17 protein-coding genes are annotated in these 22,401 nt (G+C 70.6%); 8 read left to right on the top strand and 9 right to left on the bottom strand.

What is annotated here, in order from left to right; all coding sequences use genetic code 11:
* Nucleotides 1–164: 164 nt before the first annotated feature.
* Both ACP4E5_RS43775 and ACP4E5_RS43770 read left to right on the top strand, forming a co-directional pair.
* The gene (locus ACP4E5_RS43775; RefSeq protein ID WP_425840090.1) at nt 165–3,143 is read left to right on the top strand and encodes a glycosyl hydrolase; all 2,979 of its coding nucleotides are present in this window, start codon (nt 165–167) and stop codon (nt 3,141–3,143) included.
* A 68-nt stretch (nt 3,144–3,211) separates the two neighbouring features.
* Nucleotides 3,212–6,304, top strand: a complete 3,093-nt coding sequence (locus ACP4E5_RS43770) for a family 78 glycoside hydrolase catalytic domain (RefSeq protein ID WP_425840087.1) — start codon at nt 3,212–3,214, stop codon at nt 6,302–6,304.
* A 108-nt stretch (nt 6,305–6,412) separates the two neighbouring features.
* Here the strand turns inward: ACP4E5_RS43770 and ACP4E5_RS43765 are convergent, their stop codons facing one another.
* Nucleotides 6,413–7,141, bottom strand: coding sequence for a TetR/AcrR family transcriptional regulator (locus ACP4E5_RS43765; RefSeq protein ID WP_425840085.1), 729 nt, complete (start codon nt 7,139–7,141; stop codon nt 6,413–6,415).
* A gap of 249 nt (nt 7,142–7,390) precedes the next feature.
* Between ACP4E5_RS43765 and ACP4E5_RS43760 the strand changes: the two genes are divergently transcribed.
* The 4 genes from ACP4E5_RS43760 (at nt 7,391) to ACP4E5_RS43745 (ending at nt 12,117) form a co-directional block, all read left to right on the top strand.
* The gene (locus tag ACP4E5_RS43760; protein WP_425840082.1) at nt 7,391–8,338 is read left to right on the top strand and encodes a quinone oxidoreductase family protein; all 948 of its coding nucleotides are present in this window, start codon (nt 7,391–7,393) and stop codon (nt 8,336–8,338) included.
* A gap of 148 nt (nt 8,339–8,486) precedes the next feature.
* Complete coding sequence (locus ACP4E5_RS43755; protein ID WP_425840079.1) at nt 8,487–9,647, top strand: alpha/beta hydrolase; 1,161 nt, start codon at nt 8,487–8,489, stop codon at nt 9,645–9,647.
* Nucleotides 9,648–9,668: 21 nt separating this feature from the next.
* Complete coding sequence (locus tag ACP4E5_RS43750; protein ID WP_425840076.1) at nt 9,669–10,475, top strand: amidohydrolase family protein; 807 nt, start codon at nt 9,669–9,671, stop codon at nt 10,473–10,475.
* A 136-nt stretch (nt 10,476–10,611) separates the two neighbouring features.
* Nucleotides 10,612–12,117, top strand: coding sequence for an FAD-dependent monooxygenase (locus tag ACP4E5_RS43745; RefSeq protein ID WP_425840074.1), 1,506 nt, complete (start codon nt 10,612–10,614; stop codon nt 12,115–12,117).
* 36 nt (nt 12,118–12,153) lie between these two features.
* On the opposite strand, the gene ACP4E5_RS43740 is transcribed toward ACP4E5_RS43745, so the two are convergent.
* Genes ACP4E5_RS43740 through ACP4E5_RS43705 form a run of 8 tightly spaced genes read right to left on the bottom strand, consistent with a single transcriptional unit; the run spans nt 12,154 to nt 18,703 of the window.
* The gene (locus ACP4E5_RS43740; protein ID WP_425840072.1) at nt 12,154–12,420 is read right to left on the bottom strand and encodes a hypothetical protein; all 267 of its coding nucleotides are present in this window, start codon (nt 12,418–12,420) and stop codon (nt 12,154–12,156) included.
* Nucleotides 12,421–12,447: 27 nt separating this feature from the next.
* On the bottom strand, nt 12,448–13,485 hold the full coding sequence (locus ACP4E5_RS43735) for a LacI family DNA-binding transcriptional regulator (protein WP_425840070.1): 1,038 nt from the start codon (nt 13,483–13,485) through the stop codon (nt 12,448–12,450).
* Nucleotides 13,478–13,798, bottom strand: coding sequence for an L-rhamnose mutarotase (locus ACP4E5_RS43730; RefSeq protein WP_425840067.1), 321 nt, complete (start codon nt 13,796–13,798; stop codon nt 13,478–13,480). The genes ACP4E5_RS43735 and ACP4E5_RS43730 overlap by 8 nt, the downstream gene beginning before the upstream one ends.
* 22 nt (nt 13,799–13,820) lie before the next feature.
* Nucleotides 13,821–14,900 carry a rhamnose ABC transporter substrate-binding protein gene (gene rhaS, locus ACP4E5_RS43725; protein ID WP_425840064.1) on the bottom strand — a complete coding sequence of 360 codons (1,080 nt, stop codon included), beginning with the start codon at nt 14,898–14,900 and terminating at the stop codon, nt 13,821–13,823.
* Between the two features lie 24 nt (nt 14,901–14,924).
* Nucleotides 14,925–15,920 carry an ABC transporter permease gene (locus ACP4E5_RS43720; RefSeq protein ID WP_425840061.1) on the bottom strand — a complete coding sequence of 332 codons (996 nt, stop codon included), beginning with the start codon at nt 15,918–15,920 and terminating at the stop codon, nt 14,925–14,927.
* Entirely contained in the window at nt 15,913–16,968 is a 1,056-nt protein-coding gene (locus tag ACP4E5_RS43715) for an ABC transporter permease (RefSeq protein ID WP_425840058.1), read from the bottom strand. The genes ACP4E5_RS43720 and ACP4E5_RS43715 overlap by 8 nt, the downstream gene beginning before the upstream one ends.
* Nucleotides 16,965–17,195, bottom strand: a complete 231-nt coding sequence (locus ACP4E5_RS43710) for a hypothetical protein (RefSeq protein ID WP_425840056.1) — start codon at nt 17,193–17,195, stop codon at nt 16,965–16,967. Before ACP4E5_RS43710 ends, ACP4E5_RS43715 begins: the two co-directional genes overlap by 4 nt.
* Nucleotides 17,192–18,703, bottom strand: a complete 1,512-nt coding sequence (locus tag ACP4E5_RS43705) for a sugar ABC transporter ATP-binding protein (protein ID WP_425840053.1) — start codon at nt 18,701–18,703, stop codon at nt 17,192–17,194. Before ACP4E5_RS43705 ends, ACP4E5_RS43710 begins: the two co-directional genes overlap by 4 nt.
* Nucleotides 18,704–18,963: 260 nt before the next feature.
* Here ACP4E5_RS43705 and rhaI point away from each other — a divergent pair, with 260 nt between their 5' ends.
* Both rhaI and ACP4E5_RS43695 read left to right on the top strand, forming a co-directional pair.
* On the top strand, nt 18,964–20,130 hold the full coding sequence (gene rhaI / locus ACP4E5_RS43700; protein ID WP_425840050.1) for an L-rhamnose isomerase: 1,167 nt from the start codon (nt 18,964–18,966) through the stop codon (nt 20,128–20,130).
* Nucleotides 20,131–20,182: 52 nt separating this feature from the next.
* Nucleotides 20,183–22,222, top strand: coding sequence for a bifunctional aldolase/short-chain dehydrogenase (locus ACP4E5_RS43695; RefSeq protein WP_425840047.1), 2,040 nt, complete (start codon nt 20,183–20,185; stop codon nt 22,220–22,222).
* Nucleotides 22,223–22,401: the final 179 nt, after the last annotated feature.

Here is a 22,401-nt window from a genome sequence, read left to right as displayed (position 1 = left end):
TTCTCGGCAACTTTCGGGGAGCCGACACCGCCTGTCAATGTGCTTGCACGGACGGCCTGTTGCGCAATCTCTTGCCTCCGCTTCCGCGGACGCGTACGTTCCTGCAACCGCTATTGAATCGTTTGAACCGTTCAACTGCCCTGCGAGCAGGGCGAGGAGAGCCGATGACCTCGAAGGGCCCGCACAGACGCACCGTGTTGAGAACGGCCGCCCTCGCGTCGGCGGCATCGGCCTTGCCGCTCGGCGCCGCGACCGGGGCGCTCGCCGAGGGTGCCGCGAGCCCGGCACCGGCGCTGCCCGCCCCGCCCGCGTCCGTGCGCCCCAAGTTCCGCTGGTGGTGGCCCGACGCGCGCGTTGACACCGGTGAACTCGCCCGGGAGATCCGCTCGATCGCCGACGCGGGCTTCGGCGGCGTGGAGATCGCCGCGGTCACCCACAGCATGGACCAGCAGCTCGACACGGTCCGCTACGGCTGGGCCACCGAGGCCTGGCGCGCCGCGGTGGAGGCCGCGCTGCGCGAGGCGAAGAAGCGCGACGTGACGGTGGACCTCACGATCGGTCCGGCGTGGCCGGCCGCGGTGCCCTCCCTGACCCCGGACAGTCGGGGCGCCGCGCAGGAACTCGCCCATGGCACGGCCGTGGTGGCGCCGGGCGGACACTTCGAGGGACCGGTCCCCGCCGCCGTCGTCGAGGCATCGGACGGCGTGCACGAGCAGCGGCTCCTGCTCCTACAGGCGGTGCGGGTGACGGCGGGCAGCTCGCCGACGGCCGTCACCGTGCGCCTCGACCAGGGCACCGTCACCGATCTCACCGACACGGTCGCGGGCGGGCGCGTCACCTGGAGCGCCCCGCACGACGGCGGAACCTGGCTGCTCGTGTCGTACTGGGAGCGCGGCTCGGGCCAGCGCCCCGAGGGCCGCGACCACACCACTCCCCTCGCCTATGTCGTCGACCACTTCAGCGACGCGGGCACCCGCGCGGTGACCGACTTCTGGGAGAAGCACCTCCTCACGCCCACGATCAGGGGGCTGCTGCGCGAGACCGGCGGGACGCTGTTCGAGGACTCCATCGAGCTCGAGACCGACGCGACGCTGTGGACGCCCGCGCTGCCCGCCGAGTTCGAGCGGCGCATGGGCTACGCGCTCCTGCCGTACCTGGCCGCGTTCGTCGAGAAGGACGAGAAGTACGTCTTCAGCTTCGAGCCATCACTGGACAGGGCCGTGCGCCGGGACGTGATGGAGGTCGTCACCGAGCTGTACGTGGAGCACCATCTGCGGCCGGTGCAGCGGTGGGCCCACACGCTCGGTCTGAAGCTGCGCATCCAGCCGTACGGCCTGGAGACCGACGCCGTCTACAAGTCGGCGATCCTGGACGTCACCGAGGGCGAATCGCTCGGCTTCAAGAACCTCGACGACTTCCGCTGCCTGGCCGGTGGCCGCGACATGGGCGGCAGGCCGCTGGTGTCGAACGAGGCGGGCGGCACGGCGGGCGGCGCCTACTCCACGACCTGGACGGAGACGCTGAAGAAGCTGGTCACCCAGTACGCGGCCGGAGTCAACCAGGCCGTCTTCCACGGCTTCGCCTACGCGGACGCACCGGGCGCCCAGTGGCCGGGCTTCGCCGCGTTCTCCCCGTACAAGGGGGCGGCCGGATACGGCGAGGCGTGGGGCCCGCGCCAGCCGCTGTGGCGGCACACGCCGCAGGTCGCGGGATTCCTCACGCGGGTGCAGCAGGTGTTGCGGAGCGGCGTGAACCGGGTCGACGTGGGCGTGCTGCGGCAGAAGGGGTATGCGGGTTCGGGCCTCGGCGCGCCGTGGTTCTCCAGTGACGGTGTGCCCGTCGGCTGGACGCACACCTTCCTCAGCCCGCGCCTGCTGTCACTGCCGTCGGCCGTGGTGCGCGGGGGCCGTCTCGCGCCGGACGGGCCCGCGCTGAAGGCGCTGGTCGTCGACGGCGACATCATGATCGGCCGCGAGCACACACTCCAGCTCGACGTCGCCGAGAAGCTCCTCGACTACGCGCGTGCGGGGCTGCCGGTGATCCTCATCGGCGACTGGTCCGACGCCCATGTGCCGGGCCTGGCCGGCCCCGGCGACAACGACCGGCTGCGCCAACTCCTCGTCCAGCTCCAGCGGTTGAAGAGCGTGCACACGGTCGCCGACCGGCCGGACGTGCCGGAGGCGATCGCCGCGCTCGGTCTGACCCGCGACGTCGAGTACGCCCAGCCCTCGATGCTCGTGCACGCCCACCGTGCCGACCGGGACGCCGACCACTACTTCTTCGCCAACGACGCCGTGAGCAAGAAGGGTTCGACGGGCAGCCGCATCACGCACGACGTCACGCTCACCGCGCACGTCGAGGGTGCGGTCCCGCACCGCCTCGACCCGTGGACCGGTGACCTGGCCCCGCTCGCCCTGTACACCCGCACCGACGACGGCCGGTTCCGCCTCGCCGTGGACCTTCAGCCGGGCGCCGTCACCGTGATCGTGCTGGCCCGCCCGAGTGGCGCCGTGCCCCGTCGGCACGCGATCGCCACCGAAGCCGACGAGTTGCGCGTCACCGGGGGCGGCCGCATCGAGCTGCGGGCCTCGCGGCCGGGCACGTACACGACCACGCTCGACGACGGCAGTACACGGCACACGACGGTCGGCGCCGTCCCGGCCCCGGTCGACCTCGCGTCCTGGACGCTGACGGTCGACGACTGGCGGCCGGGCGCCACGGCCACCGAAACATCCCACGAGCAGCACACGTTGACGGTGGACGCCCTCGCCGCCTGGACCTGGCTGCCCGGCCTCGAGGACGTCTCCGGGATCGGCCGCTATCGCACCACGGTCGAGGTCGGCGACGACTGGGATCCCGATGCGCACGGGGCACTGCTCGAACTCGGCGGCGTCTTCGACACGTTCACGATCCGCGTCAACGGCCGGGACCTGCCGCCCGTCGACCAGCTGACCCGCGTCGCCGATCTGGGCGGGAGGCTGCGGCGCGGCTCCAACACGATCGAGATCGAGGTGGCCACCACGCTCCTCAACCGGCTCCGTGTCGCCCGCCCGGACGTGTTCGGCGCGGCCAAGCGGCAGGAGTACGGGCTGACCGGTCCCGTACGCCTCGTGCCGTACGCCCGGCTGCCCCTGCGCGGCTGACGCCGGGCCGCGCCGCACCACCGTCACACACCCAGCGGTTCACCCGCATCGTCGAAGGGACACGACAGATGACCAGTGACATCCGCCGCCGAACCGTCCTCGCCGCGAGCGCGGGCGCGGTGCCCGTCATCGCGGCCGCGGCCCCGTCCGCCGCCGCGGCCCCCACCGGACCGGCCGGCCTCCCCGCTCCCCCGGACGGCGCGGTCACCGGCCTCACCACCGAACACCGCGTCGACCCGCTCGGCACCGACGCCGCCCGGCCCCGTTTCGGCTGGCGGCTCGGCTCGCGCAAGCGGGGCCTGGCGCAGGGCGCGTACCGGATCCGGGTGGCGTCGAGTGCCGCGCGGCTCGCTCGCCCCGACGTGTGGGACAGCCGCCGCGTGACGTCGCCGGACTCGGTGGCCGTGCGCTACGCCGGCCCCGAACTGAGGCCGTCCACCCGGTACTTCTGGTCCGTGACGGTGTGGGACGCGGACGGCCGCGAGGTCGGCACCTCCCCTGCCGCCCGCTTCGAGACCGCCCTGATGAGCAGCGACGGTGTCACCGGCTGGGACGGCGCCCGGTGGATCGGCATGAAGGGCAAGCAGCCGGGTTCGGCGGGCGCGCCGCTGCTGCGGAGCCAGAGCGCGCTGCGCAAGGGACAGGTCCGGGAGGCCCGGCTGTACGTGACGGCGCTCGGTGTCTACGAGGCGTACGTCAACGGCGAGCGCGTCACGGTGCCCGAGGGCGACGGCCGCACGGCCGAGCTGCTCACCCCGGGCTGGACGAACTACGACACGAGCGTCAACTACATGACATACGACGTGACGGAGCTGGTCGGGCGCGGCGGCGCCCGTGATGTGACGCTCGCCGCCGTGCTCGGCAACGGCTGGTACAACGCGCGTGTCTCCGAGGGCAGCAAGTACTACTCCAAGGACGGCAATCCGCTCGCCCTCAAGGCCAAGCTCCTCATCCGGTACGCCGACGGCGGCACGCAGAGCGTCGTCACGGAGCCGGGCGCCGGCTGGAAGGCCACGGACACCGGCCCGTACCGCGCCGACGACATCTACGACGGCCAGACGTACGACGCCCGCAAGGAGTTCACCGGCTGGACGGCGAGCGGCTTCGACGCCGCCAAGTGGTCGGACGTGGAGGAGGTCGGCTACGCGGCGAAGTACCCGGACGCGCGACTCATCGCGTACCCGGGCGAGACGGCCCGCCTGATGGAGAAGTGGGACCGCACCCCGCAGTCGGTGACGGTCTACTCCGAGGTCACGGGCGAGGAGTCGAGCGCCAACGGCAAGGGCCGCATCGTCCCCGACCCCGCCCGCTCCACCACCGGCACACCGGGCCCGGTCACGCTCCGCGCCGGCGACACCGCGGTCTTCGACCTCGGCCAGAACATGGTCGGCGTCCCCCGGTACACGCTGCGCGGCCCGGCCGGAGCCGAAGTCGTCGTCCAGTTCGGCGAGATGCTGAACGACGACAGCAAGGGTGCGGACGGCCCGGTGGGCTCGCTCTACCGGGCCAATCTGCGCTCGGCGAAGGCCACGAGCACGTACGTCCTCAAGGGCGCGGCCGACGGCGAAACACACCAGGACTCGCTGACCTTCTACGGCTTCCGCTACGTGTCGGTGGTGGTGACCACGAAGGACGCCGAGGTCACGGTCTCGGGCCTGACCGGCAAGGTCGCCACCTCCGCGATCCGCGAGACGGGCAGCGTCACGACGAACGACGCGGACGTCAACCAGCTGATCAGCAATGTCCATTGGGGCCAGCGCGGCAACTATCTGTGGGTGCCCACCGACTGCCCGCAGCGCGACGAGCGGCTCGGCTGGACCGGCGACACCCAGGTCTTCTCCAACACCGGCCTCTACAACACGGACTCGGTCGCCTTCCTCAGCCACTTCGAGGACATCCTGATCGAGTCGCAGAAGACGTACGGCGTCGACGGCGCCCAGTTCACGGCGGTCGCTCCCGGCAACCGGTACAACGCGGCGGCGCCGTGCAGCGGTTGGGCGGACTGCGGGGTCGTCGTGCCGTGGACGGTGTGGCAGATGAGCGGCGACCGCACCATCATCGACCGCAGCTGGGACGCCATGGTCAGCTACATCGACTGGATCAAGAAGAAGGGCGGCGACAGCTACGCGGGCCAGGGCGCGATCTTCGCCGACTGGCTCGCCTTCCAGAACACCGGCACCCAGCTGATGAGCGACGTCTACTACGCGTACAGCGTCCGCCTGATGGCACAGATGGCGCGCGCCACGGGCCGCACGACGGAGGCCAAGTCCTACGAGGACCTCTTCACCCGCGTCCGCCGCGCCTTCATGACGAAGTACGTGACGGTCGACGGCGACAAGATCACCGTACGGTCCAGCCTCGGCGGCAAGCCGTCCATGGGCGGCGACCCGGAGGACAACAGCCAGTCGGCCCTCCTGTGGGTCCTCAAGCTCGGCTTCTACGACACACAAGCCCAACGCCGCACGCTGGTCGGCCTGTTGGCGGACAACATCGGCAACGACGCGGCGTACAAGGCCGCGCACCCCGACAGCGCGCGCGTCGACTACGCCGAGAACACCCTGTCCGTCGGCTTCCTCGGCGTGAACGTCCTCGCCCCCGTCCTCACCGACGAGGGCCGCCCCGACCTCGCGTACGAACTGCTGCACCAGGACGCGATGCCGTCGTGGCTCTACTCCGTGAAGAATGGTGCGACGACGGTCTGGGAGCGCTGGAACTCGTACTCCAAGGACGACGGTTTCGGCCCGGTGGAGATGAACTCCTTCAACCACTACTCGTACGGCGCGATCATGGAGTGGATGTACGCCTACATGGCCGGCATCGCCCGCGACCCCGACCACCCCGGCTTCCGCCGCTTCCGCCTCCAGCCGCACCTCGACCCGACCGGAAGGATCACCGAGGTGGAGGCCCACCACCTGTCCCCCTACGGCGAGATCACCAGCACGTGGTCACTGGCCGACGACGGCACGCTGTCCTACGAGGCGGTGGTCCCGGCCGGCACCGAGGCGACCCTGACCCTCCCGGCCGTCTCCCCGGACACGGTCCGCGAGGGCCGCACGCCGCTGGCGCGGGCCGAGGGGGCGCATTTGGAGAGCTTCGCCGACAAGGTCGCCACGTATCGGCTGTCGCCGGGGAGCTACCGGGTGACCAGCTCGGTGCGTTGACCCCGCGCGCCTGGCGCTGAGCACCGCGGCGAGGCAACACAACACCCGGTGAGGTTCCGTCCGTTCCGTGCGAGACCCGCGGGACGAACGGAACGTCGGCGCCGGCGGCTACGCGGATTTTCGCGCGAGGCCGGAGATGAGGCAGTCGAGGCCGAAGCTGAATTCCTCGCCGAGCGGTACGACCGTGAGGGCGTCGGCGGTCTGGGTGAGAGCCGGGTATTCGTCGGGACCCAGATTGCGGTAGAAGGCGGCGAGTTGGCGGCCGGCCGCCGGGTCGGCCGCGGCCGGTCCGTGTTGCTGGATCGTGAAGCCGATGACGTAGTGGCCGACGGCGGTGAAGGCGCGGGCGGCGAAGGCGGGGGGCAGTCCGCGGTCGAGGAGCGCGTGCAGGACGCGTTCACGCTGGGCGAGCCCGTTGGGGCCGACGGGGATCTGGGCCATGAGCGGGGGCACGACGGCAGGGTGCCGGCGCAGCGCCTCGTACAGGCGGTTCGCCGTAACGGTGAGGGTTTCCTGCCAGGTGGCGAAGGTGTCGAGGTCGCGGAGGTCGGGTTCACCCAGGACGCGGTCCACGATGTGGGCGAGAATCTCGTCCTTGCCGGCGAAATGGCGGTAGAGCGTGGCGGTCCCGGAGCCGAGGTGGTCGGCCAGCATGCGCAGGGAGAATGCCTGGACTCCGTGCTCGTCGACGAGTTGCAGGGCGGCCTTGACGATGTGGCCGGGGTCCACGGAGGGACGGCCGCGGCGCGGGGCGCTGGGCGTGCCGGGGCGGGTGGCCCACCACGCCGGGCTGCCGGGTGCTGCCGGGCCGTCGTGCGTGTTCGAGTGGGCGGTCATCTCCTGGAGCCTTTCCGGTGGGTGGGGGGGCCGGCCCGATGGGGGACGGCGTCGGGTCACGGTAGCCGCTGGCAGGGCGGACCTACGACGGGGACCCAAAGATGCCCGGTCCGAGTGTCGCAAGAACCTCATAAGTCCGACATAGATGTCAATAAAGATTGATTTGCGGATCTTATCTTTACGGCTACAGTGTAACCGTAAAGGGTGGCCGAAGTGCGGCGACCGCGGCGCGTACGCCGGGAGGCAGCGATGAAGGCAGCAGTAGTGACGGCCGCAGGAGCCGTTCCCCAGTACCAGGACTTCGCCGAGCCGGAGGCGGGCCCCGGCCTGCAGCTGGTCGAGCTGGTCGCGACCGCGATCCATCCGGTCGTACGCGCCAAGGCGGACGGCGTGCACTACAGCAGCACCGACCAGTACCCGATGATCCCCGGCGTCGACGCGGTCGCCCGCACCGAGGACGGGACGCTGGTGTACACCGGCGAGGCGCAGGCGCCATGGGGAACCTTCGCCGAGCGGATGGTCGTGCCCATGACTGCCCCGCTGCCCGAGGGAGCCGACCCACTGGTCGTGGCGGCCGCCATGAATCCAGGCATGTCCTCATGGATGCCACTGACGGCCCACGCCGACGAACGCGGTGTACCCGACACCGTCCTGATCCTCGGCCCGACCGGCGCGGCCGGAGGCCTGGCGGTACAGAACGCACTCGCCTTGGGGGCGGGCCGGGTCATCGGCGTGGGCCGGGGCGCGGCCGGCCTGGCTCGGGTCGCCGGGCTCGGCGCGGAGACCGTCGAGCTGACCGGGGAACGGGACCCTGACGCGCGCGCGATCGCCGCCGCCCTCGACGGCGTCACGCCGAGCCTGGTCCTGGATTACCTGTGGGGCACACCCGCCGAGTCCGCATTCCAGGCCCTGCACGAGCTGCCCGGCACGGAACCGACGGACTATGTGGAGATCGGCTCCGTCGCCGGCGAACACGCCGCTGTTCCCGCGGCGCTCCTGCGCAGTCGGCCCTTGCGACTCTCCGGCAGCGGCATCGGCTCCTTCGACATGCACCGCTACCTCATTCAAGGTCAGGCGTACCTGCAAGTGATCGCGGACGGCAAGATCACGGTGGAGACGGCGCCTCACCCCCTTGCGCAGTGCACCCGGGCGTGGACGACCAAAGCCGGGCCCCGACCCGTCCTGACGGCCGAGTAGCGGACCCCCCGCTCCGGCGGGAGTACAGGATTGCGGCCCGCTCTAATTATGGCTACGGTGTAGCCGAAATGAGGGCCGTGTGCGGCTCCGCGAACCCGGCAGTGACGCAGACGCCGCCGCGTGCAGGACTGACACCAGGAGGCGGGACATGAACCCATCCGGTCCGGACCCGGCAAAGGAAGCGGAGGTCCGCGTCTTCCACGGACGGCGCACCGAGGACGAGGACGCCCCGAGCGGCCTGTCCGGTGAGTCCCGGGCGGCGCTGCGCCAGTTCTCCTTCGAGCGGATGCTCGGGTACGGCGTCGAGTATGCGGATGCCGTCGAGCTGCGGGCCCGGGTGCTGGACGGCCAGGACTGGAAGGGCGCGGCGATCGCGCTGGCCCAGGTCTGCCAGGACCGGGCCGCAACAGCGGCGGGCGCAGCGGGCGGGCCCACCCGGGCCGTGTACCTGCGCCGCGCGTCGGCGCTGACGCGGATGAGCCAGGTGATGATGCTCAGCGACACCGATGAACGTCGCGAGCTCTACGCCGGTGCCGTCCGCCTCTACGACCGCGCAGCGCATATCACCGGTGACCGCGAGCGGTTCACGGTGGCTACCGGCGAGGGTGTGCTGACGGGCCGGCACCTGCCGGCCGGCCCGCAGGCGGTCGGATCGGCGATCGTGATCGGCGGCGTCGAGGGTTGGGCGATGGACTTCGACGAGATGGGCGCGGCGCTCGCGGCCCGTGGCGTGGAGACATTCCTGCTGGACGGCCCGGGCCAGGGCGAGTCCCGTATGGCCAACAGCGTCTACCTGACCCCGAATTGGCTGAGCGGCTACCGGCAGGTGGTCGACGAGGTGGAGGCACGGGCGCCAGGACGACCGATCGGCATGGTCGGGAACAGCATGGGCGGATCGTTCGCCATGGCGCTCGCCGCCGCCGACACCCGGATCACGGCCTGCTGCGACAACGGCGGCATCGCCGCCCCGGGGCTTGTCCCGCCCGAGATCGGCACCTTCTTCACCAAGATGATGGCCTTCTGCGACCGTGACACCCCCGAGGAGAGCGCCGCGGTGTGGAGCAGCGTCGACCCCACCATGCCGGGCCCGAACTCCGGCTACCCGCTGCTGATCGTGCACGGCGGCAAGGACCCGCTGGTCTCCGACGCGCGGGCCCAGGAGGTCCTGGACCTCGTGCCCGCCGGAGACCGCGAGATGGTCGCCTTCTCCGACGGTGACCACTGCATCTACAACCACCGCGAAGACCGCGACCTGCTCGTCGCCGACTGGATGCGCGCACGCCTTGCCGCCGCCGCAGTTTCTGTCTGACGACGAGGAGAAGGAGTCACCATGGAGATCATCGACGCGCAGATCCACCTCTGGCAGGGAAACGGCGCACCGCCCCACCACCGCCAGGCCCCCTTCCTGATCGAGGACGCCCTGGCCCAGATGGACGAGGCGGGTGTCACGGGGGCCGTCAACTGCCCGGCCATCTGGGACCCGGAAGCCAACGACTACGCCGTCCAGGCCACCACCCGGTACCCCGACCGGTTCGCCACCCTCGGCTGGTTCCCCCTGGAGGGCCCGGCCGACCCCGCGGCGGTCGACCGGCTCCTGGCCCGGCCGGGCACGCTCGGCATGCGGTTCATGCTCGCCGCCCCCGGCCTCATCGACCGGCTGGCCGGTGACGAACTGGACTGGCTGTGGGCTCGCGCCGACCTGCGCGAAGCACCGGTCGCCCTGATGGTGCTGCCCGAACAGGTTCCCCTGCTGGGCGGCATCGCGACCCGCTTTCCGAAGATGCGGATCCTCGTCGACCACCTCGCCGTCCTTCCCTTCCTCACGCTCCCTCAGGCCGCCGACCACCTCGACGACCTCCTGGCGCTGAGCAAGCACACCAACATCGCGGTCAAGGCCTCGGGCGTGCCGAGCATGGCGAACGACCCCTACCCCTTCCCCAGCACGCACGAGGTGCTCCACCGCACCGTCGACGCGTTCGGCCCAGGCCGCGTGATGTGGGGAACCGATATCACGCGCATGAGCTGCGACTGGCGCGCCTGCGTCACCCACTTCACCGAGCACCTGCCCTGGCTCACCGGCAGCGACCTCGAACTCGTCATGGGCCAGGCCGTACGCAACTGGATCGGCTGGCACTGAGCCGGTCCGCCCCGCCCCGGTGACCTGTTCACCGAAGACCCCGGGCGAACTCCGCAGGATCACAAGAGCACACCCCGACCACATTTCGGCTACGCAATAACCGAAATGGATTTCCAGAAGGCCACAGGTGCCACAGATGACCAGTACCGACGTCGACGTCCTTATCGTGGGAGCCGGGCCCGCCGGGCTCACCCTGGCCTGCGACCTCCGCCGGCGCGGGGTGAACCACCGCGTCATCAGCGCCGCGGCCGACGGATTCGAGGGCTCGCGCGCCAAAGCCGTCCAGCCGCGCACCCTGGAGATCCTCGACGACCTCGGGGTACTGGCCGCAATCGAGCCCCACAGCACCCTGTACCCCAAGCTCGGACTGCACCTGGGCCCCGTCACCGCCCCCCGGACGATGATCAAGCACCACCGGGCGACCGAGGACATACCCCACCCCAACACCCTGCTGATCGCCCAGTACGACACCGACGCGGCCCTGCGCGGCCGCCTCGCCGAACTCGGCGGCGAGGTCGAGTTCAACACCCGCCTGCTCTCCCACACCGACGCCCCGGACAGCGTGCTCGCCACAGTTGAGCGCCCCGGCGGCGGCACCGAGCAGATCCGCGCCCGCTACCTGATCGGGGCCGACGGCGGCTCCAGCACCGTCCGCTCCGGTGCCGGTATCGGCTTCACCGGCACAACCGACGACAGCGACCGCATGATCGTCGCAGACGTGACCCTCGACGGGCTCTCCACAGACCGCTGGCACGTCTGGCCGCGCAACGCCGGCAGGTTCATGGCGCTGTGCCCCCTGCCCGGTGGCACCTTCCAACTGATGCTCAAACTCCGGCCCGAGGACCCGGCCGACCTCGACCAGCCCGCCGTCGAACGCCTCGCCAAGGACTTCACCGGCAAGGCCAAGGTCATCCTCCGCGACATCCACTGGTCATCCCTGTGGCGCCCCAACATCCGCCTGGCCGACCGCTACCGCGCGGACCGCGTCCTGCTCATCGGCGACGCCGCCCATGTCCACCCGCCCACCGGCGGCCAGGGCATGAACACCGGCATCCAGGACGCCTACAACCTCGGCTGGAAACTCGCCCAGGTCCTGGCCGGCGCCCCCGACAGCCTCCTCGACACCTACGAAGCCGAACGCCGGCCCGTCGCCGCCCGCGTCCTGGGCCTGTCCACCGAGATCTACCACGCCATGAACGGCCGCCCCCTCGCCGGAACCAAGCGCGGCGACGAAGAACGCCAACTCACCCTCTCCTACGCGCGCGGTCCCCTCGCCCCCACCGACGACAGCAGCCCCGGCCCGCGCGCCGGCGACCGTGCCCCAGACGCCGCGTACAACGACGCCGACGGCCTCGCCGGCCACCTCCACGACGCATTCCGAGGAACGCACTTCACCCTCCTCGCCCTCGGCGACGGCGCGGCGGACGCGGCCAAATCCGTGCAATGGCCGGACACCGGCAGCCCCTTGCGAACACTCCTCATCCCCCACCCCGGCGCCGGCCTGAAGCGCATCTACGCCCTCACCGGCCCCACCTTTGTCCTCGTACGCCCCGACGGCTACATCGCCGCCGTCGACCAGGACGCCACCCACCCCGCCATCAAACGCTTCCTGGACCTCGCCACCCCCACCCACACGACGTGACCCTCGACCAGTAGCGCCGACCGCCCAGCTGCGGGCTCAGCACTTCTTCTTCAGTACGTTGTAGAAGTCGTCGGCGAACTTGTCCCTGGTCTCTTCCGACGCGTACGTCGGGATGCTGATGGGGTGCTGCGGGTCGTGGGCGCGGTAGGCCTCGCAGTACTCGTGGCGCTCGGACTTGGTGCTCTCGTACCAGGCGCCCTCCCCGGCCGACCGGGTGGGGCGCAGTTCGGGTTTGTCCTGGGCGCAGCCCGCGAGCAGGGCGGCCGACAGGGCCGTCACGGCGAGTATGGATGCGTGTCGCATGGGGCTCCAAACGTTGACGCCATGATCCTAGGCAGGGCCCGCGCCGGGCGACAGGCTCGATCCGCGTACCACCAACTCCGGGCGCAGCACGATGTGTTCGTGGCGGTGGTCCGCCGCGTGGGGGCCCGTTTCCTGGAGGAGGAGGTGGGCGGCGATGGTGCCGAGGGTGGTGGCCGGTTGGCGGACCGAGGTGAGGGGGACCGTCGCGGCCGAGGCGAATTCGATGTCGTCGTAGCCGACCAGGGAGAGGTCCTCGGGGACGCGGACCCCGGCCGCGTACAGGGACTGGAGGACGCCGAGGGCGAGGAGGTCGTTGGCGCAGAAGACGGCCGTGGGGCGGTGGGCGAGGCCGAGGAGGCGGGCGCCCGCGTCGCGGCCGGCTGCCACGTCGAGGCGGTCCGTGGGGAGTTCGTACAGGTGGGAGGGCGGAAGGCCCGCCTCGGCGAGCGCCTTGTGGGCACCCTCGCGGCGGTCCTGCACCTGCTTCAGGTGGGGTGGGCCGCTGACGTAGGCGAGGGAGCGGTGGCCCGCGTCGACGAGGTGGCGGATGGCGAGCGCGCCGCCCGCCACGTCGTCGACCGCCACCGAGCAGCCCGGTTCGTCGCCCGCGACCCGGTCCACGACGACGTACGGGATGCCGTGGCGGCGGAAGGCGCGCAGCGTGGCGCCGCTGGGGTCGGCGGGGGTGATGAGGGCGCCGCGTACCCGCTGTTCGGCGAACATGGAGAGGTATTCGGCCTCCACGGCCGGGCTCTGCGCGCTGTTGCAGACCATCACTCCCAGGCCGGCCTCGCGCGCGGCACGTTCGGCGCCGCGTGCGAGGTCCACGAAGAACGGGTTGCCCATGTCGAGGACGAGCAGGGACATGATCCGGCTCTGCCCGGCCCGCAGTTGGCGGGCGTACTCGCTGCGTACGTAGCCGAGGCGGGCGATGACCTGCCGGACGTGGCGGCGGGTGGGCCCGGAGACCCGGTCGGGCTGGTTGAGGACGTTGGAGACCGTGCCGACCGACACCCCGGCCTCCCGTGCCACGTCCTTGATTCCCACCGTGGGGCGCTCACGCAAGGTGGAAGACCTCGGTGAGCGGACGCATCGCGGCGTCGGGCGCCTGCCCGTCCAACGCCTCGAAGAACTCGCCCATTTCGGCCTGCCACCGCGCGTTCACCTCGGTGGCGTCCATCGCGGCGCGGGCCTTGTCGAAGTCCTCCGTCTCCAGGTAGCCGACGAGCAGTCCGTCCTCGCGCAGGAAGAGCGAGTAGTTGTGCCAGCCGGTGGCCGAGAGGGCTTCTTGCATCTCCTGCCATACGTTCGCGTGGCGGGCGCGATACTCCTCGATGCGGTCGGACCTGACCTTCAGCAGGAAGCAGACGCGTTGCATGGTCCTCGGTGTCCCTTCCCGCTCAGAACTTGTAGTCGTCGATGTTCGACTTGTTGAAGACGGTCGGCTTGCCGAGGGTGACGACACCGTCCTTCTCGATCGTGTACTCGCCCATGTCTCCGGCCTTGAACTTCTCGCCCGCCTTGCCGGTGATCTGCCCGGACTCCAGGGCGACGGCGGTGTGCGCGGCGAGCGCGCCGAGCTTCGCCGGGTCCCACAGCTCGAAGGCGTCGACGGTGCCGTTCTTGACGTAGGCGCGCATGTCGTTGGGGGTGCCGAGGCCGGTCAGCTTGACCTTGCCCTTGTACTTGGAGCCGGAGAGGTACTGGGCCGCCGCCTTGATGCCGACCGTCGTCGGGGAGATGATGCCCTTCAGCTTCGGGTGTTCCTGCAACAGCCCCTGCGTCTGCTGGAACGACTTCTGGGCGTCGTCGTCGCCGTAGGCGGTCGTGACGAGCTTGATGTCCTTGTAGGCCGGCTTCTTCAGCTCGTCCTTCATGTACTTGATCCACGTGTTCTGGTTGGTGGCCGTCTGGGCCGCCGACAGAACCGCGATCTCGCCCTTGCCGCCGATCTGCTTGGCGATCTGCTGCACCTGCGTTCGGCCGAGGTCCTCGGCGGAGGCCTGCGAGACGAACACGTTGCGGCAGTCGACCTTGGTGTCGGAGTCGTACGTGACGATGCTGACGCCGTTCTTCATCGCCTGCTTGAGCGCGGTGCACAGGGCGCCCGGGTCCTGCGCGGACACGGCGATGGCGTCGGCCTGCTGCTGGGTGAGGGTGTTGACGTACGAGACCTGCCCGGAGGTGTCGGTGCCCGAACTGGTGCCGACCTCCTTGTACTTGGAGCCGAGCTGCGTGAGCGCCTTCTTGCCGCCCGTGTCGGAGGTCGTGAAGTACGGGTTGTTGACCTGCTTGGGCAGGAAGGCGACCGTGAGGCCCTTCTTGGTCTTGGCGTTCGGGTCGGCCTTGCCCGCGGCGGCGGACTTGGCGTCCTCCTTGTTGGAGTCCGACTTGGTGGTGCCGCCGCAGGCGGTGGCGGCCACCATGAGGGCGGTGGAGACGGCGAGCGCGGCGGACAGCCGGCGGGTGCGTGCGTTCATGGCGTTTCCTTACGGGAAGTGGGGCTACGGAGCGACGGGGGCGGCTGTTGCCGTCTTCTTGCGGGACCTCGCCTGCGCGATCTGCCGGCCGACGCGCGGCGCGAGCACGGAGATCACGAGCAGCACGCCGGTGACGACGATCTGCGACTGCGCGGAGACGTTGAGCAGGCTCATCACGTTCTGCAGCGAGCCGAGCAGGAACACCCCGGCGATGGCGCCGCCGAGCGTGCCCTTGCCGCCGTCGAAGTCGATGCCGCCGAGCAACACGGCGGCGATGACGGAGAGTTCGAGCCCGGTGGCGTTGTCGTAGCGGGCGCTGGCGTAGTGCAGCGCCCAGAAGACGCCGGTGAGCGCGGACAGCAGTCCGGTCGTCACGAACATCGACAGCTTGAGCCGCTTGACGCGTACTCCGGCGAACCGGGCGGCCTCCTCGTTCGCGCCGATCGCGAAGAGGGAGCGGCCCATGCGGGTGGCGTGCAGGACGACGACGGCGATGGCGAGGAGGACGACGAAGGGCAGGGCGGCGTACGGGATGAACGTGTCGCCGATGCGGTTCGCGCCGAAGTCCAGGTACTGGGAGGGAAAGTCGGTGACCGAGTCGGAGCCGAGGACGATCTGGGCGATGCCGCGGTAGGCGGCCATGGTGCCGATGGTGACGGCGAGGGACGGCAGGCCGAGGCGGGTGACGAGCAGCCCGTTGACGAGGCCGCAGACGACGCCGAGCAGCAGGCAGATCGGGATGATCGTCTCGATGGCCATGCCGTTGTTCCACAGCGCGCCCATCACGGCGCCGGACAGGCCCACCGTGGAGCCCACGGAGAGGTCGACCTCGCCGGAGATGACGAGCATCGTCATGGGCAGCGCGATGATCGCGATGGGCAGCGTGTTCCCGATCAGGAACGACAGGTTCAGCGCGTTGCCGAAGTTGTCGACGAAGGCGAACGAGCAGAGCAGCAGCACGATCAGCAGGGCGCCGACGGCGGTGTCCCAACGCACCCCGTTCTTGATGGAGTCAGGCATGGCGGGCGCTCCTCATCTGTGCGGCCTGCTTGCGCAGCACTGCGGCGACGCGCAGCGCGACGATCCGGTCGACGGCGATGGCGAGCAGCAGCAGGATTCCGTTGATGGCGGTGACCCAGACGGAGCTGACGCCGATGGCGGGCAGCACGCTGTTGATGGAGGTCAGCAGCAGGGCGCCGAGGGCCGCGCCGTAGACGGTGCCGGCGCCGCCGGTGAAGGCGACGCCTCCGACGACGACGGCGCTGACGACGGTGAGTTCGTAGCCGTTGCCGGTGCCGGAGTCGACGTTGCCGAAGCGGGCCAGGTACAGGGCGCCGGCGAGTCCGGCGAGCGCGCCGCACAGGACGTAGGCGGTCATGATGCGCTTGCGGACGGGGATGCCGGCGAGGTTCGCGGCCTCGGGGCTCGAGCCGAGCGCGTACATCTCGCGGCCGCTGCGGTAGCTGCGCAGGTAGTAGCCGACGCAGAGGAGGACGGCGACGGCGAGCAGTGCCAGGTAGGGCACGACCCAGATGCCGTTGTGGCCGAAGCCGACGAAGCCGTCGGGGAGGTCGGCGGCGACGATCTGCTGCGAGCCGACCCAGATGGAGTCGATGCCGCGGACCACGTACAGCGTGCCGAGGGTGACGACGAGTGCGGGCACCTTGCCGAGGCTGACGAGCGCGCCGTTGAGGACGCCGAAGACGGTGCCGATGGCGACGGCGTACAGGACGGCGATCAGTGAACTGCCGCCGCCCTGAAGGTAGTCACCGGCGGCGAAGGCGGAGATGCCGAGCACGGAGCCGACGGACAGGTCGACGTTGCGGGTGATGACGACGATCGCCTGGCCGGTGGCGACGAGGACGAGGATGGTGGCGTTCAGGAGGAGGTCCTTGACGCCCTGCTGCGACAGGAACTCGGTGTTGGACACCTGCGTGGCGAGCAGCATCACCACGAGCACGGCGGCGACGGCGAGTTCGCGGGCCTTGAACACCTTGTCGAGCAGCCGACGCCCCGCGGTGGGCGGTGGCGCCGCGTCCTCGCGTACGGGTGGTGCGGTGATGGTCATGGGGTGCTCCTTGCGATGTGCACGGGTGCGGGCAGCGCGTGGTCCGCACCGGCCGCGGCGGGCCGCGAACGCCCCTTGCCCGCCGTGGCGGGCCGCGCGGGCCCGGCGGTCGCGTCCGCTCGGGGTGCCACCTCCGACGCGGGGCGCGGTCGCTGAACGCGGGCGGTGCGCGTGGTACGCACCTCGGCGTGCCGGGAGGCGGCACGCGGGTTCCTCGCGGAGTTCACGCCGCCCTCCCCGTCGCCGCCGCCATCACGGACTCCTCGTTCGCCTCGGCGCGCGGCAGTTCCGCGGCGAGGCGTCCCTCGTGCATCACGAGGACCCGGTCGGCCATGCCGAGGATCTCGGGCAGGTCGGAGGAGATCATCAGGACGGCGACGCCCTCGGCGGCGAGCGAGGACAGCAGGCGGTGCACCTCGGCCTTCGTGCCGACGTCGATGCCGCGCGTGGGCTCGTCCACGATCAGCACCTGCGGGCCGGTGGCCAGCCACTTGGCGAGGACGACCTTCTGCTGGTTGCCGCCGGACAGTGTCCCGACGACGTCGGCGAGCCGCGCGTACTTGACCTGCAACTTCACCGACCAGTCCAGGGACCGGCTGCGTTCCGCCCTGCGGTTCATGAGGCCCGCGCGGGACGTGTCGGCGAAGCCGGTGAGGCCGATGTTGCGCTCGATGGACATGTCCATCACGAGTCCCTGGGCGCGGCGGTCCTCGGGGACGAGCGCCAGGCCCGCGTGCATGGCGAGGCTCGGCGCGCCGGGCTTGAGCTTCCGCCCGAGCACCTCGACCTCGCCGCCGTCGAAGCGGTCGACGCCGAACACGGCGCGCGCCACCTCGCTGCGGCCCGCGCCGACGAGCCCGGCGAGGCCGACGATCTCGCCGCGCCGCACCTCGAAGGAGACATCGGTGAACACACCCTCGCGGGTCAACCGGCTGACCTTGAGGGCCACTTCGCCGAGTTCGGTGTCCTGCTTGGGGTACAGCTCGTCGAGGTCGCGGCCGACCATGCGGCGCACGAGGTCGTCCTCGGTGAGCCCGTCGACCGGTTCGCTCGCCACCCACGCGCCGTCGCGCAGCGTCGTCACCCGCTGGCACAGCTCGAAGATCTCCTCGAGTCGGTGCGAGATGAAGAGGACCGCGGCGCCCTGTTCGCGCAGGGTGCGGACGACGCCGAAGAGGCGGGCGACCTCGCTGCCGGTGAGCGCGGCGGTCGGCTCGTCCATGATCAGCACGCGGGCGTCGAAGGACAGCGCCTTGGCGATCTCGACGAGCTGCTGGTCGGCGATGGACAGACCGCGGGCCGGCTGGTCCGGGTCGAGCTCGACGCCGAGCCGCTTGAAAAGGGCCGCCGTGGCCTCCTTGACGGAGGTGTGGTCGACGCGCCCGAAGGAGCGTCGCGGCTGGCGGCCCATGAAGATGTTCTCGGCGATGGACAGATCAGGGAAGAGCGTCGGCTCCTGGTAGATGACGGCGACACCGGCGTCGCGGGCGTCGGCGGGGCCGTGGAACTCGACCGGGGAGCCGTCGAGCAGAACCGTCCCGGTGTCCGGGCGGTGCACCCCGGCGAGGGCCTTGATGAGCGTCGACTTTCCGGCGCCGTTCTCACCGGCGAGGGCGTGCGCCTCGCCCGCGTGCAGGCTCAGTGACACACCGCGCAGGGCGCGCACGGCACCGAAGGATTTGCTCACCCCCTCCAGGGCGAGCACCGGAGTGGTCTCCGGTTCAGGTGGCGTCATGACAGGTCTCCAGGGGTCGAAGGGCACCCGACGTGAAATGTTTCAGTGAAACGTTCCGGAAGCTAGCCACGCCCAGGCATCCTGGTCAAGGGGTCTGAACGGCCGGAATACGTCGACGTACGAAACGATTTCGTAACGCACGGGAGTCGGCGCCCACCCCCTTGACGCGCCCCACGAGGAGGACTAGCTTCGCTGCACAATGAATCGATTCACAGACGATTCAGCTGACGGCTCGCAGACCCGTGTACTCAGAGGTGGACATGCCTGACATCGCTGCCGTGAAGGCCGCACTCGCCAACCAGCGGATCGAGACGCCGTCCTGGGGCTACGGCAACTCCGGCACCCGGTTCAAGGTGTTCACCCAGGCCGGTGTGCCGCGCACACCCCACGAGAAGCTCGACGACGCGGCGAAGGTGCACGAGTTCACCGGCATCGCACCGAAGGTCGCGCTGCACATCCCGTGGGACAAGGTCGACGACTATGCGGCGCTGTCCGCGTACGCCAAGGAGCGCGGTGTCGAGCTCGGCACCGTCAACTCCAACACCTTCCAGGACGACGACTACAAGTTCGGCAGTGTCTGCCACCCGGACCCGAAGGTCCGCCGCAAGGCGCTCGACCACCTCCTGGAATGCGTCGACATCATGGACGCGACGGGCTCCAAGGACCTGAAGATCTGGCTCGCGGACGGCACCAACTACCCGGGCCAGGACGACATCGTGGCCCGCCAGGACCGCCTCGCCGAGTCCCTCGCCGCGGTCTACGAGCGGCTCGGCGACGACCAGCGGCTGCTCCTCGAGTACAAGTTCTTCGAGCCGGCCTTCTACACGACGGACGTGCCGGACTGGGGCACCTCCTACATGCAGTGCATGAAGCTGGGTGACAAGGCGCAGGTCGTCGTCGACACCGGCCACCACGCGCCGGGCACGAACATCGAGTTCATCGTGGCGCTGCTGCTGCGCGAGAAGAAGCTCGGCGGCTTCGACTTCAACTCCCGCTTCTACGCGGACGACGACCTGATGGTGGGCGCCGCCGACCCGTTCCAGCTGTTCCGTATCCTGCACGAGGTCGCGAAGAACGGCGGCTTCGACCCCGCGACCAACGTGGCGTTCATGCTCGACCAGTGCCACAACATCGAGGCGAAGATCCCGGCGGTCATCCGCTCCGTGATGAACGTGCAGGAGGCCACCGCGAAGGCGCTGCTCGTCGACCGCGAGGCGCTGAGCGCCGCGCAGGCCTCGGGCGACGTCCTGACCGCCAACTCCGTGATCATGGACGCGTACAACACGGACGTGCGGCCGCTGCTCGCCGAGTGGCGCGAGGAGCAGGGACTCGCGGCGAACCCCGTCACCGCGTACGCCGCCTCCGGGTGGCAGGAGCGGATCGTGGCCGAGCGGGTCGGTGGGGAGCAGGCGGGGTGGGGCGCGTAACCACCTCCCGGCACGCCACCGCACTCAACTCACCAGGGATTTAGGAACTTTCATGGCTACGCACCCCCAGGTCGCCGCCCTCATCGACCGCTCGAACCGGCTCGGCGCCGACCCCCGCAACACCAACTACGCCGGCGGCAACACCTCCGCCAAGGCCACCGAGACGGACCCGGTCACCGGCGGCGACGTCGAACTGATGTGGGTCAAGGGCTCGGGCGGCGACCTGGGCACACTCAAGGAGTCCGGCCTCGCCGTCCTGCGCGTGGACCGGCTCAAGGCGCTCACCGAGGTGCACCCGGGCGTCGAGCGCGAGGACGAGATGGTCGCCGCGTTCGACTACTGCCTGCACGGCAAGGGCGGCGCCGCGCCGTCCATCGACACGGCCATGCACGGCCTGGTGGACGCGGCGCACGTCGACCACCTGCACCCGGACTCCGGCATCGCGCTCGCCTGCGCGGCCGACGGGGAGAAGCTGACCGCCGAGTGCTTCGGCGAGAAGGTCGTGTGGGTGCCGTGGCGGCGCCCCGGCTTCCAACTCGGCCTGGACATCGCGAAGATCAAGGCCGCCAACCCGGAGGCGATCGGCTGCGTTCTCGGCGGCCACGGCATCACGGCGTGGGGCGACACGGCCGAGGAGTGCGAGGCCAACTCCCTCCACATCATCCGCACCGCGGAGGCGTTCATCGCCGAGCGCGGCAAGGAGGAGCCGTTCGGTCCCGTCATCGAGGGCTACGCGGCGCTCGGTGCGACCGAGCGCCGGGCACGCGCCGCCGAACTCGCCCCGCTCATCCGGGGCCTGGCCTCCACGGACCGCCCGCAGGTCGGCCACTTCGACGACTCGGGCCCGGTCCTGGACTTCCTGGCGTCCGCCGAGCACCCGCGGCTCGCCGCGCTCGGCACGTCCTGCCCGGACCACTTCCTTCGTACGAAGGTCCGCCCGCTCGTCCTGGACCTGCCGCCCACGGCCGAACTCGACGCCGTGGCCGACCGGTTGAAGGAGCTGCACGCCGACTACCGCACCGAATACGCGGCGTACTACGAGCGGCACGCGAGCCCCGACTCCCCCGCGATGCGCGGCGCGGACCCGGCGATCGTGCTGGTGCCCGGTGTCGGCATGTTCTCGTTCGGCAAGGACAAGCAGACGGCGCGCGTCGCGGGCGAGTTCTACCTCAACGCGATCAACGTGATGCGCGGCGCCGAGGCCGTCTCCACGTACGCGCCGATCGAGGAGTCGGAGAAGTTCCGCATCGAGTACTGGGCCCTCGAGGAGGCCAAGCTCCAGCGGATGCCGAAGCCGAAGCCGCTCGCCACGCGGGTGGCCCTGGTGACGGGCGCCGGCTCCGGCATCGGCAAGGCCATCGCCCACCGGCTCGTCGCCGAGGGCGCGTGCGTGGTCGTCGCCGACCTCAACGCGGACGGCGCGGCGGCGGTGGCCGAGGAGCTGGGCGGCCCCGACAAGGCGGTCGCAGTGACGGTCGACGTCACGTCCGAGGAACAGATCGCGGACGCCTATCGGGCGGCGGCGCTGGCCTTCGGCGGCGTGGACCTGGTCGTCAACAACGCGGGCATCTCCATCTCGAAGCCGCTCCTGGAGACCACGACGAAGGACTGGGACCTCCAGCACGACATCATGGCGCGCGGCTCGTTCCTCGTCTCGCGCGAGGCGGCGCGGGTGATGCGGGCGCAGGACATGGGCGGCGACATCGTCTACATCGCCTCCAAGAACGCGGTGTTCGCGGGCCCGAACAATGTGGCCTACTCGGCGACGAAGGCGGACCAGGCGCACCAAGTGCGGTTGCTGGCCGCCGAGTTGGGTGGCGACGGGATCCGGGTCAACGGGGTCAACCCCGACGGCGTGGTGCGCGGGTCCGGGATCTTCGCCGGGGGCTGGGGGGCGAAGCGCGCCGCGGTGTACGGGGTGGAGGAGGAGAAGCTGGGCGAGTTCTACGCGCAGCGGACGCTTTTGAAGCGGGAGGTGTTGCCGGAGCATGTGGCCAACGCGGTCTTCGCTTTGACCGGGGGCGACCTTACGCACACCACGGGTCTGCACGTCCCCGTGGACGCAGGTGTAGCGGCAGCGTTCCTCCGCTAAACCCGGGGCTCCGCCCCGGACCCCGCTGGCTCTCGTCCCAGAGCGGGGCTCAAAGGCCGTGCCCCGCCGCCTTGGGCAATCTGCCGCCTTGGGCGGCAGGGTGGGCAAGGCGGCCCCCGGGGCGGCGCACCAGTGACACGGGCCCCGGCCACCCACCACACCGCACACTCGCGAAGGCA

Source organism: Streptomyces fractus (assembly GCF_049844455.1).
In the GTDB taxonomy this organism is placed as follows: Bacteria; Actinomycetota; Actinomycetes; order Streptomycetales; family Streptomycetaceae; genus Streptomyces; species Streptomyces fractus.
The sequence above is the reverse complement of the archived record's forward strand: the minus strand, read 5'-3'. Positions and strand labels throughout refer to the sequence as shown.

Excerpts from the sequence above, each read along its gene's own strand:
- ACP4E5_RS43730 (WP_425840067.1), bottom strand. The coding sequence starts at position 13,798 with ATGCAACGCGTCTGCTTCCTGCTGAAGGTCAGGTCCGACCGCATCGAG.
- ACP4E5_RS43765 (WP_425840085.1), bottom strand. The coding sequence starts at position 7,141 with ATGACCGCCCACTCGAACACGCACGACGGCCCGGCAGCACCCGGCAGC.
- ACP4E5_RS43760 (WP_425840082.1), top strand. The coding sequence starts at position 7,391 with ATGAAGGCAGCAGTAGTGACGGCCGCAGGAGCCGTTCCCCAGTACCAG.
- ACP4E5_RS43695 (WP_425840047.1), top strand. The coding sequence starts at position 20,183 with ATGGCTACGCACCCCCAGGTCGCCGCCCTCATCGACCGCTCGAACCGG.
- ACP4E5_RS43770 (WP_425840087.1), top strand. The coding sequence starts at position 3,212 with ATGACCAGTGACATCCGCCGCCGAACCGTCCTCGCCGCGAGCGCGGGC.
- rhaS (WP_425840064.1), bottom strand. The coding sequence starts at position 14,900 with ATGAACGCACGCACCCGCCGGCTGTCCGCCGCGCTCGCCGTCTCCACC.
- ACP4E5_RS43705 (WP_425840053.1), bottom strand. The coding sequence starts at position 18,703 with ATGACGCCACCTGAACCGGAGACCACTCCGGTGCTCGCCCTGGAGGGG.
- ACP4E5_RS43745 (WP_425840074.1), top strand. The coding sequence starts at position 10,612 with ATGACCAGTACCGACGTCGACGTCCTTATCGTGGGAGCCGGGCCCGCC.
- ACP4E5_RS43740 (WP_425840072.1), bottom strand. The coding sequence starts at position 12,420 with ATGCGACACGCATCCATACTCGCCGTGACGGCCCTGTCGGCCGCCCTG.
- ACP4E5_RS43755 (WP_425840079.1), top strand. The coding sequence starts at position 8,487 with ATGAACCCATCCGGTCCGGACCCGGCAAAGGAAGCGGAGGTCCGCGTC.
- ACP4E5_RS43715 (WP_425840058.1), bottom strand. The coding sequence starts at position 16,968 with ATGACCATCACCGCACCACCCGTACGCGAGGACGCGGCGCCACCGCCC.
- ACP4E5_RS43750 (WP_425840076.1), top strand. The coding sequence starts at position 9,669 with ATGGAGATCATCGACGCGCAGATCCACCTCTGGCAGGGAAACGGCGCA.
- rhaI (WP_425840050.1), top strand. The coding sequence starts at position 18,964 with ATGCCTGACATCGCTGCCGTGAAGGCCGCACTCGCCAACCAGCGGATC.
- ACP4E5_RS43775 (WP_425840090.1), top strand. The coding sequence starts at position 165 with ATGACCTCGAAGGGCCCGCACAGACGCACCGTGTTGAGAACGGCCGCC.
- ACP4E5_RS43720 (WP_425840061.1), bottom strand. The coding sequence starts at position 15,920 with ATGCCTGACTCCATCAAGAACGGGGTGCGTTGGGACACCGCCGTCGGC.